At 63.7% G+C, this 17,294-nt stretch carries 14 protein-coding genes; 4 read left to right on the top strand and 10 right to left on the bottom strand.

Annotation, left to right across the window (positions count from 1 at the left end; genetic code table 11):
• Positions 1-31: 31 nt before the first annotated feature.
• Positions 32-487 carry a universal stress protein gene (locus MU553_RS13885; RefSeq protein WP_247379033.1) on the top strand — a complete coding sequence of 152 codons (456 nt, stop codon included), beginning with the start codon at positions 32-34 and terminating at the stop codon, positions 485-487.
• Positions 488-509: 22 nt separating this feature from the next.
• Here the strand turns inward: MU553_RS13885 and MU553_RS13890 are convergent, their stop codons facing one another.
• From MU553_RS13890 to MU553_RS13905, 4 genes are all read right to left on the bottom strand, one after another.
• Positions 510-1,478 (bottom strand): biotin--[acetyl-CoA-carboxylase] ligase, encoded by a 969-nt coding sequence (locus tag MU553_RS13890; protein ID WP_247378605.1) that lies wholly within the window; start codon positions 1,476-1,478, stop codon positions 510-512.
• Positions 1,479-1,542: 64 nt separating this feature from the next.
• The gene (locus tag MU553_RS13895; protein WP_247378606.1) at positions 1,543-3,396 is read right to left on the bottom strand and encodes an acetyl-CoA carboxylase biotin carboxylase subunit; all 1,854 of its coding nucleotides are present in this window, start codon (positions 3,394-3,396) and stop codon (positions 1,543-1,545) included.
• A gap of 104 nt (positions 3,397-3,500) precedes the next feature.
• The gene (locus tag MU553_RS13900; RefSeq protein WP_247378607.1) at positions 3,501-3,818 is read right to left on the bottom strand and encodes a DUF8022 family protein; all 318 of its coding nucleotides are present in this window, start codon (positions 3,816-3,818) and stop codon (positions 3,501-3,503) included.
• Between the two features lie 2 nt (positions 3,819-3,820).
• Positions 3,821-5,371, bottom strand: coding sequence for an acyl-CoA carboxylase subunit beta (locus tag MU553_RS13905; protein WP_247378608.1), 1,551 nt, complete (start codon positions 5,369-5,371; stop codon positions 3,821-3,823).
• Between the two features lie 184 nt (positions 5,372-5,555).
• Here MU553_RS13905 and MU553_RS13910 point away from each other — a divergent pair, with 184 nt between their 5' ends.
• The 3 genes from MU553_RS13910 to MU553_RS13920 all read left to right on the top strand — a co-directional run bounded on the left by MU553_RS13910 (position 5,556) and on the right by MU553_RS13920 (position 9,848).
• Positions 5,556-6,458, top strand: coding sequence for an isocitrate lyase/PEP mutase family protein (locus MU553_RS13910; protein ID WP_247378609.1), 903 nt, complete (start codon positions 5,556-5,558; stop codon positions 6,456-6,458).
• Between the two features lie 375 nt (positions 6,459-6,833).
• Entirely contained in the window at positions 6,834-8,060 is a 1,227-nt protein-coding gene (locus MU553_RS13915) for an orc1/cdc6 family replication initiation protein (protein ID WP_247378610.1), read from the top strand.
• A gap of 789 nt (positions 8,061-8,849) precedes the next feature.
• The gene (locus MU553_RS13920) at positions 8,850-9,848 is read left to right on the top strand and encodes a right-handed parallel beta-helix repeat-containing protein (RefSeq protein WP_247378611.1); all 999 of its coding nucleotides are present in this window, start codon (positions 8,850-8,852) and stop codon (positions 9,846-9,848) included.
• Between the two features lie 344 nt (positions 9,849-10,192).
• Here the strand turns inward: MU553_RS13920 and MU553_RS13925 are convergent, their stop codons facing one another.
• The 6 genes from MU553_RS13925 to MU553_RS13950 form a co-directional block, all read right to left on the bottom strand.
• Positions 10,193-10,408: a DUF8119 family protein gene (locus MU553_RS13925; protein ID WP_247378612.1), complete on the bottom strand. Its 216-nt coding sequence runs from the start codon at positions 10,406-10,408 to the stop codon at positions 10,193-10,195.
• Between the two features lie 64 nt (positions 10,409-10,472).
• Positions 10,473-10,973 carry a universal stress protein gene (locus tag MU553_RS13930; RefSeq protein WP_247378613.1) on the bottom strand — a complete coding sequence of 167 codons (501 nt, stop codon included), beginning with the start codon at positions 10,971-10,973 and terminating at the stop codon, positions 10,473-10,475.
• A gap of 3 nt (positions 10,974-10,976) precedes the next feature.
• On the bottom strand, positions 10,977-12,614 hold the full coding sequence (locus MU553_RS13935) for a VC_2705 family sodium/solute symporter (RefSeq protein ID WP_247379035.1): 1,638 nt from the start codon (positions 12,612-12,614) through the stop codon (positions 10,977-10,979).
• Complete coding sequence (locus tag MU553_RS13940; RefSeq protein ID WP_247378614.1) at positions 12,614-13,060, bottom strand: DUF4212 domain-containing protein; 447 nt, start codon at positions 13,058-13,060, stop codon at positions 12,614-12,616. The genes MU553_RS13935 and MU553_RS13940 overlap by 1 nt, the downstream gene beginning before the upstream one ends.
• Positions 13,061-13,119: 59 nt before the next feature.
• The gene (acs, locus tag MU553_RS13945; protein WP_247378615.1) at positions 13,120-15,105 is read right to left on the bottom strand and encodes an acetate--CoA ligase; all 1,986 of its coding nucleotides are present in this window, start codon (positions 15,103-15,105) and stop codon (positions 13,120-13,122) included.
• A 242-nt stretch (positions 15,106-15,347) separates the two neighbouring features.
• The gene (locus MU553_RS13950) at positions 15,348-17,183 is read right to left on the bottom strand and encodes a bacterio-opsin activator domain-containing protein (protein WP_247378616.1); all 1,836 of its coding nucleotides are present in this window, start codon (positions 17,181-17,183) and stop codon (positions 15,348-15,350) included.
• Between the last annotated feature and the right edge of the window lie 111 nt (positions 17,184-17,294).

The following is a 17,294-nucleotide window of genomic DNA, read 5'->3' on the forward strand; positions in this document are numbered from 1 at the left end:
CGCCCGGCGCCCACTATGCTAGTTGGTACCAATGTACAAGCGCATTCTCCTGCCGACGGACGGGTCGGCGGGGATGAACCGCGTCATCGACCACGCGGCGGACCTGGCCGCCGAACACGACGCGCTGATTCACGCCCTGTACGTGGTCGATTCGACGAGTTTCACCAGTCTCCCGATGGAGACGTCCTGGGAGGGGATCGCGGACCTGCTTCACGAGGAGGGACAGGAAGCACTCAACGAGGTCGAGCAGGTCGTCGGCGACCGAGCGCAGGTCGAAGGAATCGTTGCGGAGGGGTCGCCGAGTGCTGAGATCGTCAGCCACGCCCGCGACGACGACTGTGATCTCGTCGTCATGGGAACCCACGGGCGCGGCGGCCTCGATCGTCTACTCCTGGGTAGCGTGGCCGAGCGCGTGGTCCGGACCTCGGACGTGCCGGTGCTGACCGTCAGAGTGACCGAGCCACCCCTGTCGCTCGAAGGCAGGTAGCAGGGTCGCTCGTTCCGAACGTTCACTCGGGTCGCAGGTGCTCGCAATCTCCGGCCGTCACCCGGACCGTCCCCTCGTCGGTGTCGACGATGAGCGAGCCCGGAAACTCCACGTCGACCGCCTCACCGACGACCTCGCCGCCCGGCGTCTCGACGCGGACTCGTTGGCCGAGCGTCGACGAGAGCTCTCGCCAGGCAGGTACTATCTGATCCGGGTTGGAACGGAGTGCGTCGAACTCCTCGAGGACGCGCTGCGTGAACACCCGGCGGTCGACGTCTCCGACCTGTTCGCGGAGACTCGTCGCTTCGGGGACCAGGTCTGTTGTGTCCACGTTGGCGTTGATCCCCGTTCCCACGATCACCCACGACACGCGGTCAGCCTCGCCTTCCATCTCCGTGAGGATGCCGACGAGTTTCTCGCCGTCAACCAAGCCGTCGTCAGGCCCCGTCTGACGGGCTCTCGTTTCCGCGGGGACGAGAACGTCGTTCGGCCACTTGATCCCCGCGTCGACGCCAGCCTCCCGCGCTGCCCTGGTCACGGCGACGGCCGCCGCCAGCGTGAAGATCGGCGTCTGTGCCGGGGGCGTCTCGGGACGAAACAGGATCGAGAGCCAGATGCCGCCGCTCGGCGAGGCGAACTCGCGGTCCAGGCGTCCCCTGCCCCCGGTCTGTTCGTCGGCGAGCACGACCACGTCTGACTCGCCGTCGGCAGCGAGCTCCCGTGCACGACTGTTCGTACTCGGAATCGTGTCGTGATATTCGACCGAAAACGGTGCTTCCAGTCCGAACTCGACGGCCGGCCCGCCGAACTCCGGAACCGCCGTCAGTTCGTAGCCGTCGTCGCCGCTCTCGACGGTGAAGCCGTCCTCTCGAAGCGCCTCGACGTGCTTCCAGACCGCAGCCCGCGAGATGTCGAGCCGGTCGGCGAGGTCGGGGCCCGAAACCGGGCCGTCTGCCAGTGCGTCGAGGACGCGATGGCGCGTCTCCTGCATAGCGGAGCCTCGGGCGGCTTGCAGGTAAGTGATGCTGTCGACCGGCAGAAAACGAGTCGCGACGTTACTCGATGACGATCAGGAGGTCGCCCATGTCGACGCTCTCACCTTCGGAGATGGCGACCTGGGCGACTTCGCCGCCGCGGGGGGCGACGATGTCGTTTTCCATCTTCATGGCTTCGAGCACGCAGATCACGTCGCCCGAACCCACCTCGTCGCCTTCCTCGACGTTGACTTCGAGGATGGTCCCCTGCATCTCGGCGGTGACCGTCTCGCCTTCGGCCGTCGCGGCCTGGGCGCTGCCGCCGTCGCCACCGCCGCCGCTGTTCCCGCCGGACGGCCGCTGGGGCTGGTTGCCGCTGCCGCCGTTCCCGGCACTGGTCGGGATCGGCGGGGCGCCGCGTTCTTCGAGTTCGACCTGGAATCGCTTGCCGTTGACTTCGACGGTGAACTCCCGTTCGACGACCTCCTCGTCGTCCTCGGCGCTCGCTGCCTCGTCGTCGCTCGCGCCCCACTTCTCCTGAGCCTCGTCGATGCGCTCGGGGTCGAGTTCGTCGTCGAGGTACTTCGTGTGGTGGAGCCCCTTGACGAACGTTTCGTCGTTGAGCATCAGCCGGTGGAACGGAATGATCGTGGGGATGCCCTCGACGTCGTACTCGCGGAGCGCACGCTTCGAGCGCTGGATACACTCCTCGCGGTCGCTGGCGGCCACGATGAGCTTCGCGATCATCGAGTCGTAGTCGGTGACGAGTTCGTCGCCCTGGCGGAGCGCGTCGTCCATCCGGACGCCGATTCCGCCCGGCGGGTCGTACACGTCGAGTTCGCCGCCGGTCGCCGGCGCGAAGTCGTTGGCCGCGTTCTCGGCGTTGATGCGGAACTCCATCGCGTGGCCCTCGATCTCGACGTCCTCCTGCTCGAAGTCGAGTTCCTCGCCGGCGGCGACCCGGAGCTGCCACTTCACGATGTCGATGCCGGTAATCTCCTCGGAGACGGTGTGTTCGACCTGAATACGGGTGTTGACTTCGAGGAAGTAGAAGTTCGTGTCCGGACCGAGTTCCGTGTCCTCCTCGCGGTCGTCCTCGACGAGGAACTCGACGGTCCCCGCGTTGTAGTAGTCGGCTGCCTTGACACCGCGGCGTGCGGCTTCGCCGATCTTCTCGCGGAGTTCGTCGCTGAGTGCGGTGCTCGGCCCCTCCTCGATGACCTTCTGCTGGCGACGCTGGAGCGAGCAGTCACGCTCGCCCAGGTGGCGAACGTTACCGTGGTGGTCGGCGATGATCTGCACTTCGATGTGGCGCGGCCCTTCGAGGAAGCGCTCCAGGTAGACGGAGTCGTTGTCGAAGTAGGCTTCGCCCTCGCGTTTCGCGCTTTCGAGCTGGTCTTCGATCTCGTCTTCGCTGTTGACGATCTTCATCCCCCGGCCACCGCCGCCCCCTTCGGCCTTGATGGCGATGGGATAGCCGTGTTCGTCGCCGAACTCGCGGACTTCCTCGGGTTCTGTGACGGGGTCTTTCGTCCCGGGGACGATGGGGACGTCGGCCTCGCTCATCGTCTTCCGGGCTTTGGTCTTCTCGCCGAGGCCTTCCATGGAGTCGCCAGCTGGACCGACCCAGGTGACCCCCTCGGTGTCCTCGACCTTGCGCGCGAACTCCGCGTTCTCGGCGAGGAACCCGTAGCCGGGATGGATCGCGTCGGCGTCGGCTTTCTTCGCGGCCTCGATGATAGCCTCGTGATCGAGATACGAGTCGGCCGCGCGCGCGGGCCCGACGTTGTACGCCTCGTCGGCGTAGCGGACGTGACCGCCGTGTTTGTCCGCTTCGCTGTATACAGCGACTGTTTCGACGCCCAGCTCCTCACAAGCGCGCATCACCCGGACGGCGATCTCTCCCCGATTCGCCACGAGCACTTTGTCGAACATACGGTGAGTTACCGTGAGTCGGCTTAAAAAAGTATTCGCACCTGCAATCCAAAAACCGTGACGCGTAGCACTGTAAAAAACCGGTTTCAGACCGGTCAGCGTGCTTACAGTCGGTCCGCGCGGCCTGCAGCGGTCCACTCGTCGGTCGGGGTGCCGCGGGGAACGCGAGTGACGTCTCGCTTGAGCGTCTGCTGGATGCGACCGGCGTACGCCCACTGCTTCCCGTCCCAACTGGGTTCGGGTTCGGATTCGGCGGCCGCTGCCGCCCGTTGCCGATCGGTCATGTGCGCGCTGATCGCCACGGCGATCGCGGCCGCCTGGTCCGCCGTCGCAGACGGAACGGCCTCGACGACCGCCTCGACGAGCGTCGGGTCCGGCGTCGGTCCGTCAGGCGTCGCCTCGCCGTCGGTATCGGCTGCCATGATTAGAGCGGGATGTTGCCGTGTTTGCGGTCCGGGTTGTCTTTCCGTTTCGAGCGCAGGACCTCGAGGTCGCTGATGAGCCGCTTGCGCGTCTCCTGTGGCTCGAGCACGTCGTCGACGAAGCCGCGTTCCGCAGCGGTGTAGGGGTTCGCGAAGGTGTCGCGGTACTCGTCGATGAGTTGCTGGCGACGTGCCTCCACGTCGTCGGCGTCGGCGAGTTCGTCGTCGTAGAGCACGTTGACGGCACCCTGTGGGCCCATGACGGCGATCTCGGCCGTCGGCCACGCGTAGTTCACGTCCGCTTCGACGTGCTTGGAGGCCATGACGTCGTAGGCGCCACCGTAGGCTTTCCGCGTGATGACGGTCAGCAGCGGCACCGTCGCCTCCGAGTACGCGTACAGGAGCTTCGCCCCGTGCTTGATGATCCCATTGTGTTCCTGGTCCGTGCCTGGCATGAAGCCGGGCACGTCGACGAAGGTTAGTATGGGGATGTTAAACGCGTCACAGAACCGGACGAATCGGGCGCCCTTGACCGACGCGTCGATGTCGAGCGTGCCCGCGTTGACGTGCGGGTTGTTGCCGACGACGCCGACCGAGTGCCCGTCGAGCCGAGCGAAGCCCATCGTGAGGTTCCGGGCGTACTCCTCGGCGACCTCGAAGAAGGAGTTCTCGTCGAGAACCCGATCGATGACGTTGCGCATGTCGTAGGGTTTCTGGGGCTGGTCCGGCACGATGTCCATGAGGTCGTCCGGCTCGCGGTCCGGGTCGTCCCAGGGCTCGACTCGCGGCGGGTCCTCGACGTTGTTCTGCGGGAGGAAGGAGAGAAGGAACTTGATGTCGTCCAGCGCTTCTTCCTCTGCGGCGCGCGTGAAGTGGGAGACGCCGCTCTCGGTCGCGTGGGTCTTCGCACCGCCGAGTTCCTCGAAGCCGACTTCCTCACCGGTGACCGTCTCGATGACGTCCGGACCGGTGATGAACATGTGGCTGGTGTCCTGGACCATGAAGATGAAGTCGGTGATGGCCGGCGAGTACACCGCACCGCCGGCGCAGGGACCCATGATCGCCGAGATCTGGGGGACGACACCGGAGGCGAGCTGATTGCGGTGGAAGATGTCCGCGTAGCCCGCCAGCGAGTCGATTCCCTCCTGGATACGAGCGCCGGCAGAGTCGTTGAGGCCGATGATCGGACAGCCGGTCTCGATGGCCTTGTCCATGATCTTCGAGACCTTCTGGGCGAACGCTTCGCCGAGCGACCCGCCCATGACGGTGAAGTCGTGCGCGAAGACGAACACCTTGCGGCCGTCGACCTCGCCGTAGCCGGTGACGACGCCGTCGCCGGGCATCTCACGCTCGTCCATGTTGAAGTTGGTCGAGCGGTGTTCGCGGAGCGTGTCGACCTCGTTGAACGTCCCCTCGTCGAGGAAGTAGTCGATGCGCTCGCGCGCGGTCATCTTCCCACGGTCGTGCTGGGCTTCGATCCGATCCTCACCGCCACCCAGCTCCGCTTCGCGTTTCTTCTCTCGGAGTTCCTCGACGCGATCTTCCATCGTCATACGAGATCACATCCAGAGATCGGATACCCGTCCATGGGCGATGAACACACAGAGGTGCGAAAAAGGTTTATGACGGCGATCTACGTTCATTTTCAATTATGAGCTATCCACCCTGAGGCACTTAACGCTGGCCGGACGGTGGCACGCTATCAACGCTTATTGCGGTGGTGTCTGACTGGCTTGCATGAACGACCAGACACCGGCGGCGCGGCTCCGCGCGTTGCTCGATAGACCCGGAACCGTCGCACTCCCCGGCGTGTTCGACGCACTCTCGGCGCGACTGGCCGAGCAGGCCGGGTTCGACGCCGTGTTCACCTCCGGCTTCGGCATCGCAGCGACGACGCTCGGCGTACCCGACATGGGGATGTTGACCATGGCCGAAAACGTCGATCGCGTCGATAGCCTCACCAGCAGCATCGACGTCCCGCTCGTCGCGGACATGGACACCGGCTACGGGTCGGTCCTGAACGTCCGGCGAACGATGCACGAGTGCGTCGACGCGGGCGTCGCTGGCGTCATCCTCGAAGACCAGGCCTGGCCCAAGAAGTGCGGGCACATGGACGAGAAACGAGTCGTCGACGAGGAAGAGCACGTCCGGCGCATCCGCGCGGCCGCCGACGTCCGCGCGGAACGTGACTCCGAGTTCGTCATCGTCGGTCGCACCGACGCCCGCGAACCGCTCGATCTCGACGAGGCGATCCAGCGTGGGCACGCGTACGCTGAGGCGGGCGCAGACGTCGTCTTCGTCGAAGCGCCCGAGTCCCGCGCGGAACTGGAGCGCATCGCCAACGCCTTCGACGTGCCGACGTTCGCCAATATGGTCGAGGGCGGGAAGACACCGGTTCTACCCGCCGACGAGCTCGAATCGATCGGATTCGACATCGCAGTCTATCCGCTGACGGCGCTGTTTGCGGCCACGCAGGCCATGCAGGACGCCTACGAGACGCTGGCGACCGAGAGAACCACGGCGGGCGTCGAGGGCGTCTCCTTCGAGGAGTTCGAGGAGGTGGTCGACGCGGCGGGGTACCGAGAGCAAGAAGCCCGGTACGCGGCCATGGAGACCGACGCGGACGAGAGAATGGAGTGATCAGCCCAGTCACACACCACTGTTGCAAGTGAAGCCGCCCGAGAGAGGGACACCTGGACGCGAATTCGGCCGGCGCCAGCTGGCCCTCTCGAAGAAAACAGGAACGCACGTGCGAACTCGTCGTCGCCGGATTGACACGACTGACCTGCGAACCGTAGGCTTTTGACCACCGCCCCCCGAGGAGCTAACAGAACTGCCCTCCCGGGAATCGTCCAGCAGCGGACGATATGTCAGCACTTTAGATGAAAGGATGGTGTGTCGGTCGGTAACAGCGTCGTCTTTCGCGCTTCACCTGCAACGGTGGTGTGGTACTGGAGATTCACTTGAAACAGATGAAAGGGTGGTTTTATATGCCAGCTACGTCAGGTCCAGGGTATGCCTCGGTTCGAGCGGAAGCGTCGGATATTCAAGAACAAGGACGCGCTGGGAGAATCCTACCAGCCGGACTCGATCGAGGAGCGCGACGAGGAGATCGACGCGTACATGGACGCGCTCCAGCCAATCGTCGACGGCTGGGAACCGAACAACATCTTCATCTACGGTAACACCGGGGTCGGGAAGACCGCCGTCACCGAGTATCTCCTCGACGTGCTGCAGGATGACGTCGAAGCGTACGACGACGTCTCCCTCTCCGTGATCTCGGTCAACTGCAAAACGCTCAACTCCTCCTACCAGGTTGCGGTCGAGTTGGTCAACACGCTTCGGCCGACGGGCGCCGAGATCAGTTCGACGGGGTACCCACAGCAGACCGTCTTCAAGAAGCTCTACGAGGAACTCGAAGCGGTCGGCGGCACCATCCTCATCGTCCTCGACGAGGTCGACTCCATCGGAGAGAAAGACGAACTCCTCTACGAACTGCCGCGGGCACGCTCGAACGGCTATCTCGACGAGGCGAAGGTCGGCCTCATCGGCATCAGCAACGACTTCAAGTTCCGCGAGCAGCTCGACCCGCGGGTCAAGGACACGCTCTGTGAGCGCGAACTGCAGTTTCCGCCCTACGATGCGACCGAACTCAAGAACATCTTAGAATCGAGGGCGGAGGTCGCGGTCGTCGACGAGGGGTGTGAATCCGGCGTCGTCAGCCTCTGCGCTGCAGTCGCCGCCCGTGACAGCGGGAGCGCCCGCCAGGCGCTTGACCTCCTCCGCCTCGCGGGCGAACTCGCCGAAACCAGGGACGCAGACACCATCACCGAGGCCGAAGTCGACGACGCCCGCTCGAAACTGGAACAGGAGCGCGTCGAGGAGGGAATGCGCGAACTCACCGCTCACGGTCGACTCGCGCTCCTGACCGTCATCTCGAAGGCCGCGAAGGACGAGACGCCCTGCCGAGCGAGCGACATCTATCAGGAGTACACGCGCCTGTGCGAGTCGTCGGGGATGGACACGCTCGCGCAGCGCTCGGTCCACAACCACCTGTCTGACCTCCGGATGCTCGGCATCCTCTCTGCAGAGGAAAATCGGAGCGGCTCCCGCGGCAACTACTACAGCTACGAACTCGACGTTCCCTTCACGAGTGCGATCGACGCGATGGACGACGTCCTCCGACTCGACCGCGAGATCGAAACGATCCGCGAGATCGCGGTGATGAACAACGTCGGGTAAGTCGCGCACCGGCGAGCCGACGGCCACCGGACGAACCGCTCGTCCCACCTGCCGGTTCACACCACATTTCCCAAAACACTCGAACACACCGGGCCCCGGGACACCACTGCTACAAGTGAAGGAATTCCCATCCCGCAACCTTCACTTGCAACGGTGGTGTGTTCTTCTCACCGAAATTCGCATCTGGAGTTTCACTTGTAACAGTGGTGTGTCTCTGTGCGATTGTGGGGACCAGTCCGGAGAAACGCGTCCCGGACGAACCGAGACCGCCACCGAGGGACGACGACGGGCGTGGGAGTCTGCTTCGAGAGACCCACGACGTTCGTGGCGGGGTATCGAGAGCGAGAAGCCCGGTACAGCGATGACAGCACCGATTTCGACTGACCGAACAACGACCGACACGGACTGCAGTGTTCCCGGATTGATCGCTACGGATATGAGACTCAGATTGCCTGTTCCGGTGGGAGAAATCCCGCAACGAAGCGATAACTGAACGTTCGATTGGGGCACGGAACCCCTACGAGTTAGGGAGAGAAAATCGGGATAAGCAGCGGTTTCAGGAATCTACACCGCCGGTCATCAGTTCGCTACCCGAGCGTGAGGGTGGTCTAACCGTCCGGCAAGCAGGTGGAAATCGAGTGGGGCCGGTCGAAACTATCTCGCGGACTAAGCCACTGTTACCGGTTTCCAGCGGAGGTGTTTTCAACAGTTCAGCCGCGGGATTACAATACGAGAATCCATGGAATCACTGGGTGTATGGTATCCAACCACCCATACAGGACCGTCGCTGTGGCACTCCTGGTCGCGCTCGCGGCCATGGGGACGATGCCCGCAGTCGCGGCCGGTGAAGAGCCTGAAGTAATCGACGATTGTACGACCATCGACGAGCCCGGTCACTACGTGCTCGATGGGACTCTCACTGATGACCAAAACGACAATGAACCCTGTATCTCGATCGAGGCAGGCGACGTGACCCTCGACGGACAGGGGAACCTCATCCAGTTCGATGATGGGACGCCCCAAGATGGTGACGACGGCATCCGCATCGACACCCCTGACAACGACGACGAGGTCACCATCGAGAACGTCGAGGTGACTGGCTTCGACGACGGCATCCGCATCCTCTCGGGTCACGTCACGCTCGAAAACGTTGACACGCACGACAACATCGACGACGGCATCGACGCGAACGACGCCAGCTTCGTGGGTGTCTACGACAGCCGAGTCAAGAACAACGGTGACGAAGGCATCGAGATGGACAACGTCGACGAGAGCGAAGTCGAAGAATCCTACGTGGCCAAGAACACGTGGGACGGCATCGACATCGAGGGCGGTGAAACCCAGGTCCTAGACAACCAAGTGCGGAAGAACGGCAAAGTGCAGACAACCTCGATGAACCTCCAGTTGCCCCAGAACCCTGGAGAGGGCATCGACCTCGACGGCGTCCACGATAGCGTCGTCAAGAACAACCACGTCAAGAAGAACGGTGGAGAAGGACTCGAGCTGGAGACCAACAAGATGGGTCCCAAGCTCCACAACGTGAAGGTCAAAGACAACGAGATCAAGAAGAACGGCAAGAACGGCATCGACGTCGACGGCGTCGGTGAGAGCGTCGAGGTGGAAATCATCAAGAACGACATTCGGAAGAACAAGAAGTACGGACTGAGCGTCTACAAGGTCAAGGACCTCAAAGTCGACGACAACACGATCCTGGACAACTACAAGGGACAGATCAAGATCATCGACTCGGTGAAAGTCGACATCGGTCACAACGACATCGGCCTGTAACCACCCTCCCTCCGAGCGGGCAACGACTTCCTCTTTTTCGTGCCAGCACCGCTCGGTACTCGGTGACGTACCCACTTTTTCGCGAGTGCGACAGCATCTTTTGGCCAGTTCCAACTGTCGTTAGACGGCCAGATTCAGTTCGATCCGCAGCCGCATCCACAGCAATGACTGGCAGATCGCGAGCGTGGTGAAGCTCATACCTGAGGACAACGGATGCGTTCTGGCCGAGCCATCGGAACCTGCCTGTCGGCACGCCAGTCGAACGGCGAGCGCGTGACGAACAGAGCAGCGGCTCACCGATCGAGGGACGTCGAGACCGCCAGGACAGAGTGGTGAAGTGGCAGCTACTGCTGCGCTTTCGCCAACTCCAGCGACCAGAAGAAGCCGAAGTAGGCGACGATGCCTGCGAGCATGAACATGTAGTACGCCCACGTCGGGCCGTCGACGAAGTTGAAGAACAACTCAACGATCGTCACCCACACGAGCGCGAACACGAGGTCAGACACCATGCCCGAGCGATGCTCGCGAACGTGGTTACTGATCGTATCGACGATGCTCATCGTCGATCACCTCGGTTCGGTCGTGGGCTGAGTGCAGTCATGCTCGTAAGTTAGGGATGCGGCGCTATTCCTCTTCCTCTTCTTCTGCCGTTTCTTCCACTTCGACCTCGTCGCCGTGGACGTCCACGACGAGGACGGGAAGTCGGGTCCGTCGCAGGACCTTCTCGGTGACGCTCCCGAGGATGACCCGCGAGAGACCCGACCGACCGTGCGACCCCATGACGACGAGGTCGATCTCGCTGTCCTCGACGAACTTGCGGATCGCACGCGCGGGTTCGCCGACGCGGATGTGTTCCTCGACAGTGAGGCCGTGTTCGGCGGCCTTCTCGGCGACGTAACCCGTCGCCTTGTCGGCGTCTTCCTTCACCTCAGGCATGTCGTCGAGGTGACCCTGTCGGATGCGGTCGACTTGCTCGGTCCCCAGCGAATAGCTGGTGGCGTCGACGTCGACCACGTACAGGACGTGGACCGTCGAGTCGTACTTCGAGGCGATGTCGATCGCCTGGTCGACAGCGTGTTCTGACGTTTTGCTCCCGTCCGTGGGAACGAGGATGTGTTCGTACATTGTTCAGTCGTCCGCGGGGGTCTGGCCCCCGTCGGTGGAAACGACGTCTTCCGCGGTCTGCTGCTGGCCCATCGGTTCCGGGCTGTGACACTGCCGGACCATCTTCTTGGTCCGCTGTGGCGGTTCGCTGGTCACGAGCGAGACCGTGATCGTGACGGCGAAGACAACCGGCGTGCCGATGAGTGCCGCACCGATCGCCGGGACGAACTCGGCGTAGACCTCGCTGAACGGCATGATGAGGTCGTTGACGACGGCGGCGATCCAGATCAGGAGGCCGGTCGTCATGCCCGTGAGGGCGCCCTGTCGGTTAGCGTTCTCCCACCAGAGACCGAGGAAGAACATCGGGAACAGCACGATGGCCGCGAGCGAGAACGCCAGTGCGACCAGCTCACCGATGAGGGCCGGCGGGTCGAGCGCCGTGAGCGTCACGAGCGCACCGATGCCGACGATTGTCGCGCGACCGAGGAGCACCTGCTGGCGCTGGGTCGCGTCGGGGTTGATCAGTTCCGTGTAGATGTCGTGTGCGACTGCCGAGGAAGCCGTGATGAACAGGCCAGCCGTGGTCGCGATCGCTGCGGCCATCGCACCGGCCGCGACGAAGCCGACCAGCCAGGTCGGGAGGTTCGCCATCTGCGCGGCGAGCACGACGATGACGTCACCTTCCGCGCCGGACAGGCCTCCTGCCTCGGGACCGGCGAACACGGTCGCGGGGGAGATGCTGTTGACGTTCGCGAAGAGGTCGACGCCGAGCGCGGCCATCGCGGGGGCCGACCAGTAGAGGAGCATGATGAAGAACAGCCCCGAGACGGTCGACCAGCGAGCGGTCCGCTCGTTCTGGACCGTGTAGAACCGCACGAGCACGTGCGGGAGCCCACAGGTCCCGAAGATGAGCGAGAACGCGGTCGCGACCCAGACGTAGAACGGCGCGTTAGCGAACGGTTCCGAGAACTGCGTCGCCAGGTCGCTGATCATCGCGCCGTACTGGATCTGGGGCAGGATCATGCCCTGGTGGTACCAGCCCACGGCGAAGACGCCGGCAAGGAACGCGACGATGAGGATGACGTACTGGACGGCCATCCCTTTGGTCGCGCCCAGCATGCCCGAGAGCGCGAGGTACCCGACCGTGATCGCCATCATCACGATGACCATCGGGACGAAGTCGAGGCCGAAGACGTACTGGCCGACCAGACCCATACCGCTGGCCTGTCCGACGGAGTAGACGTACGCAATGAGGATCGTCGTGAAGGCTGCGATCGCGCGTGCGGTCGAGGAGTTGAAGCGGTCCCCGACGAAGTCGGGCGCGGTGTACTTCCCGAACCGGCGCATCTGCGCGGCCAGGAAGATGAGCAGGACGAAGTAGCCCGTCGTCCAGCCGACGACGAACGCCAGACCGTAGAAGCCCGACAGGGCGATCAGCCCCGCCATCCCGAGGTACGACGCGGCCGACATCCAGTTGGCACCGATCGCCATGCCGTTCTCGATGTACCCGATGCCACGGCCGGCGACCCACATGCCTTCGGTGTCCGCGACGCGGAACAGGTAGCCGATCGCCAGGAACGACGCCATCATCAGGAAGACGATGGCCGCGCCGACTGGCTTGAACGAGATGTCGAGCGCCTCCGCCTGGAGCGGTAGCATCATCATTCGTCCATCCCTCCGTCAGTTGCGGCTGCTTCGTCGGCACCGCTCGCGGACTCGGCGGGTGCCGAGGTGTCGATGCCGTACTTCTCGTCCAGTTTGTCCCGCTGGCGGGCGTACACGGCCGCCAGAACGAGCGAACTGGTCGGCGCGAAGAAGGCCACCATAAAGTAGTGCAGCGGGAAGCCCATGAACGTCGTCGAGGTCATCGCCCCCGGGGCGAGGTACGTCGCCGTAACCGGTCCCCACGTCGTGAGGATCCAGACGATGAAGCTTCCCCAGACCAGCTTCAGGTGGTCGCGCATGAACGACGTGCTGGGTTTCAGCAGGTTCACTTCGCGGTTCAGGTAGTCGGTGTTGCGGTGGCGCTGGGCGGCCCCAGTGACCGTGCCACCGTCGGTCTCGACTACGGCGTCGTCGGTCGATTCGTGTGAGTTTTTCTCTGTCATGGTATCGTGTGTGTTGTATCGTTGTCCAAATCGTGGGTGATCGAAAAACGGTGTGTCAGTTAGTCCTCTCCGACCTTGCCTGCGATGTCGTCGACGATTTCGGGGTTGCGCAGCGTGCTGGTGTTCCCGAGTTCGTCACCGTTCGCGATGTCTTCGAGGAGCCGACGCATGATCTTGCCCGAGCGCGTTTTGGGTAGTTCCGGCGAGAAGACGATCTCCTCCGGTCGCGCGATCGGGCCGATAGCGTCCTCGACGCCCTCGACGATCTGCTCGCGGAGGTCCGCGCCTCCCTCGACGCCGTCCTCCGTGATGACGTACGCGTACACGGCTTCGCCCTTGATCTCGTGGTCGCCGCCGACGACGGCGGCCTCGGCGACGCCTTCGACGCCGACGATGGCCGATTCGAGTTCCATCGTGCCCAGGCGGTGCCCGGAGACGTTGATGACGTCGTCGACGCGGCCGAGGACGGTGATGTAGCCGTCGTCGTCGAGCTTCGCGCCGTCTTCTGGGAAGTAGACCCACTCGTCTTTGTCCGGGTTGGAGTACTCGTCCCAGTACTCGTTGATGAAGCGCTCGTCGTTCTTGTAGAGCGTCCGGAGCATGCCGGGCCACGGCTTGTTCACGATGAGGTAGCCGGCTTCACCGGGCTCGACGGGCGAGCCGTTCATGTCCACGACGTCCGCGCTGATTCCGGGAAGCGGCGGGCCGGCAGAGCCGGGCTTCATCTCGGCGATGCCGGGCAGCGTCGTCACCATCATGCCGCCGGTTTCGGTCTGCCACCAGGTGTCGACCACCGGGCAGGACTCGTCGCCGATGTGTTTGTAGTACCACTTCCAGGCCCGCGGGTTGATCGGTTCCCCGACCGTCCCGAGCAGGCGCAGACTGGAGAGGTCGTGCTGCTGGGGGTACTCCGCGCCCCACTTCATGAACGCCCGGATCGCGGTGGGCGCAGTGTACAGCTGAGTCACGTCGTAGTCGTCGACGATCTGCCACATCCGGTCCTTGTCCGGATAGTCCGGCGTGCCCTCGTACATGACCGTCGTCGTCCCGAGCGCGAGCGGGCCGTAGACGATGTAGGAGTGACCAGTGATCCAACCAATGTCCGCCGAGCACCAGTAGTTGTCCTCGGGCTTGATGTCCAACACTGCGTGGCTGGTCCAAGCAGCGTAGGACAGGTAGCCAGCCGTAGTGTGTTTGACACCTTTGGGCTGGCCCGTGGTCCCTGACGTGTACATCAGGAACAGCATGTCCTCCGCGTCACGCGTGACCGGCTCGACTGTTGCGCCCTCGTGGTCCGCGACGAGGTCGTCGTAGTCGAGCTGGTTCTCGCCGAGCTCGTGGTCGAGTTCGTCGCCGAGGCGGTCGACGACGACGGTCGTCACGTCGTGGTCGACGCCGTCGAGACCCTCGTCGGCCTTGTCTTTGTGGTTGAGCGGGTCACCGCGTCGGTAGTACCCGTCACAGGTGACGAGGTGTTCCGAGTCGGCACCGTTCATCCGCGTCGCCAGTGCGTCGGCCGAGAACCCGGCGAACACCACGGAGTGGGGCGCGCCGATGCGGGCGCACGCCAGCATGGCGATGGGCAGCTCCGGGATCATCGGCATGTACATCGTGACGACGTCGTCTTCCTCTACCCCCTGTTCTCTGAGTGCTGCAGCGAACTCGTTGACTTCCTGCAGGAGTTCGTCGTACGTGTACGTACGTGACTCGTCGGTGGGCTCGCCGACCCACTCGATGGCGACTTCGTCGCCGCGCCCGTCCTCGACGTGACGGTCGAGACAGTTCTCGGACGCGTTCAGCTTGCCATCTGCGAACCACTCGTAGAACGGAGCGTCGCTGTCGTCCAGTACCTGGTCGTACGATTCTTCCCAGTCGAGGAGGTCGGCAGCCCGCTCCCAACACTCGGGCCAGTTCTCCTCGAACTCCTCGTAGATAGATTCGTCCGTTACGTTGGCTTGCTCGACGAACGACTCCGGCGGGGAGAACGACTCTCCCTCCGGCAGGCGAGCTTCCAGTTCACCGTCGGACTCTCCTTGGTTGGACATGATTCAACATGATTGAATACAACTACCATGTTAAGCCACGGTTCTAATTATTACAACCCTGTAGGAACTCACGTTCAGTTTTATGAGAATGTCACACAGAATAACAAACCTCTGAGAACAAAAATACAGTTCCTCTCGGCCGATATTTACTGTGAAGACCATATCCGAACGGGACAACGGCCGTTCCGTCCGTCGATTTGCCAGTCGGTTCGGGAACTCACTAAACAGTTAGCGACTGGTAGCTACTCGTCAGCCCAGGGCATCTCGTCGGCACGACCCTGTTCCTCGGCGAAGAACGCGGTGAGGAGTTTCTGCTGTGCGCGCCGGAGGTGATTGTGCAGGGTCGGTGAGGTGATCCCGATGGCGTCGGCGAGTTCCTCGGCCGTGCTGCCGCGGGGCCACTCGAAGTACCCCGCGTGGTACGCCGCCTGGAGGACGGCTGCTTGTTTTTCGGTCAGATTCTCGCGCAACGAAGACCGGAACGCCGGGAGCGATTCGGCCGGCCGCTCGCGCTCGCGTTTCGTCAGCAGATCCGTGTCGGGGAACGCGTCAGTGATGTCCCGAACGAGGGACCGCACGTCGGTGTCGGCCGGAACTTCGCCGACGACTTCCTGGGTTCCCGATGCAACGCTCATCTCGGAGATCGCCGCCCCGCGCTCGACCAACGCCTTGGAGAACTCCGGCCCTTCGACGACGAGTTCGAGCAGGGCTTCGTCCCCGTAGTCTCGGACGAGACGCGCGTCAGAAACGGCCGCCGTCGTGGGCGCCCACTCGACGACGGGACCCGGTTGGGCGTCCGCGAGCGTGACGAAGTACAACAGCGACTGCTCTTCCCCGGGGACGACGCCTTCGAGCGAGAGCGAACAGGAGTGGGTCGCCGACGCGTCGGCGAAAAACGACCGTTCGTCCTCACACTCGAAGGCGAGCTCGATCGCCGTGTCCGCCAGCAGGAACTTCCGCTGTTCGGCCGCGGTGATCGCCTGGCCGACCCGCTGGCCGAGATCGGCCAACAGCGTCCGCTCGCGGTCGCTGATGTCGTCGGAGGCTCCCGCTCCGATACCGAGAACGCCGTACGTCCGGTTGCCGTCGGTGACCGGGATGACGGCCGCCGCGCCGTCGGCGTGATCGTGCCAGGTCGCGAACGCCGCAGCCGATTGAACGTCGGCCGTCGCGTGGACGTCGCCGTCCGAGAGCGCCGACTCGACGGCCCCTTCGACGGCGGCCACCGCGTCGAGCGCGTCTCGCTCGAGTCCCGCCGCTGCGGTGACGCGGAGTCGCTCACCCTCCCGCTGTCCGAACCACGCGAACTGGTAGCACTCGACGTCGACCAGCTGTTCACAGGTCGTCCGTTCGACCTCCTCGCGGGTCGACGCCGTCGTCAGCCCCGTGCCGACGTTTCGCAGTCCGTCGACGATCGCGTCGAAGCGCGTGAGCGATTCGGGAGACGCCGCGGCTTCTGTCGCCGAGTCTGTACTCGCCGAGGGGCCGCGCTCGGTGACGGTCGTCTGCTCGAACGCCGCCGCCATGTCGTCGGGATTTGGGTCGTCGAGGTACGGCGCGAGGCTCTCGATGCGCTCCCAGCCGCCGACGGACTGCACGACTCGCGGATCGACCCACTCGTCGACGAGCAGTCGGCGCGCGAAGTACCGGCGGAGCGTGCGCGAAGACACGTCTCGAAACCGATCCTCTCCGGTTCGGTCGGCCGCGCGGTCGGCCACCTCCGAGACCAGCATCTGGACGCGTCGAGCCGACACCGGCACGTACTCCTCGTCGTCGGCCACGTTCTCCGCGCGTCCGAACTTCCGAAGGTCGTGTTCGACGTCCTCCGGAAGGTACGCCATCCGCGTCCCGTCGTCGTCTTCCGGCACCGTGAGAAAGTAATGCTCGACCCCCTCGTGTTCGTGTGTCGTGACGTGGTCCGGGCGAATGCGCGTCATCTCCTTGGGTCGCAGCCCCACTTCTGCACCGAGACGCAGGATGAGTTCCTCCCGGTACGTCTCGGTCGCGCGACGGAGACCGCGGTACTCGTCCTCCTCGATGTGTACTCGCGTCCCCTCGGCAGTCTCCTCCACGCGCATGTTTCGCAAATCTACGAGAATACGAAATAAAAATCTTCCCCACTCGTCGACGAGCGACGGTCTGCTCGTCAAGCACTGGCTCCTCGACGGTGCCGTTTCGTCTTTTCAAAA

Source organism: Halorientalis brevis, assembly GCF_023077655.1.